This is a genomic window from Paraburkholderia sp. SSBN10T (genome assembly GCF_056619545.1).
On the sequence record NZ_JBWQQI010000055.1, the window covers coordinates 1 to 1,362 of the forward strand.

General features: G+C 63.5%; 1 protein-coding gene. It reads left to right on the forward strand.

Annotated features, from left to right (window positions below):
- A partial coding sequence (locus AC1ECK_RS36595; protein WP_480328170.1) for a YadA family autotransporter adhesin occupies nt 1-1,362 on the forward strand: 1,362 nt, incomplete at both ends.

Here is a 1,362-nt window from a genome sequence, read left to right on the forward strand (position 1 = left end):
AACGTGGGCAACACGGTCAACAACATCGTCAATGGCGGCGGCATCAAGTACTTCCACGCCAACTCGACGCTGGCCGATTCGTCGGCAACCGGCAAGGACGCTGTGGCGATCGGTGGTGCCGCGAGCGCGACCGCGGCCAACTCGGTGGCGCTGGGTTCGAACTCGGTGGCGAGCCGTGCCAACACGGTGGATGTGGGCTCGCGTCAGATCACGGGCGTGGCCAATGGTACGCAGGCGATGGATGCGGTGAACCTGTCGCAGCTTCAGGCGATGGGGGCCAACATCGACGGCAACGGCACGGTCACGAACACATTCGTCGCCTATGACGACTCGACCCGGTCGAAGGTCACGTTCGGCGGTGCCGGCTCGACCCAGCCGGTGACGCTGTCGAATGTGGCAGCCGGGGTGGCGAATACCGATGCGGTGAACCTGGCACAGCTCAAGGAGATGGGCGCGAACGTGGACAGCAACGGTAACGTGACGAACAGCTTCGTTGCGTATGACGACACGACGCTGGGCACGGTCACGCTGAAGGGCGCAGGCGGCACGAAGATCAGCGGTCTGGCAGCAGGCACGCTGTCGGCTGCGAGCACGGACGCAGTGAACGGTACGCAACTGTTCCAGACGAACCAGGACGTGGCGAATGTTGCTGACAATGTGGCAGGCGTGGCCAGTACGGTCAACAACATCGTCAACGGCCGCGGCATCAAGTACTTCCACACCCTCTCGGCGCTGGCCGATTCGTCGGCAACCGGCACGGATGCCGTGGCGATCGGTGGCGCCGCGAGAGCGACGGCAGCCAACTCGGTGGCGCTGGGTTCGAACTCGGTGGCGAGCCGTGCCAACACGGTAGATGTGGGCTCGCGTCAGATCACGAGCGTGGCCAATGGTACGCAGGCGATGGATGCAGTGAACCTGTCGCAGCTTCAGGCGATGGGTGTCAACATCGACGGCAACGGCACTGTGACGAACACGTTCGTCGCCTATGACGATTCGACCCGGTCGAAGGTTACGTTCGGCGGTGCCGGCTCGACCCAGCCGGTGACGCTGTCGAATGTGGCAGCCGGGGTGGCGAATACCGATGCGGTGAACCTGGCACAGCTCAAGGAAATGGGCGCGAACGTGGACAGCAGCGGCAACGTGACGAACAGCTTCGTTGCGTATGACGATTCGACGCTGGGCACGATCACGCTGAAGGGGGCGATCGGCACGAAGATCAGCGGTCTGGCGGCAGGCACGCTGTCGGCCACGAGCACGGACGCGGTGAACGGCGCGCAGCTATTCCAGACGAACCAGGACGTGGCGAACGTTGCTGGCGATGTGTCGAACGTGACGAACACAGTCAACAACATCGTCAACGGT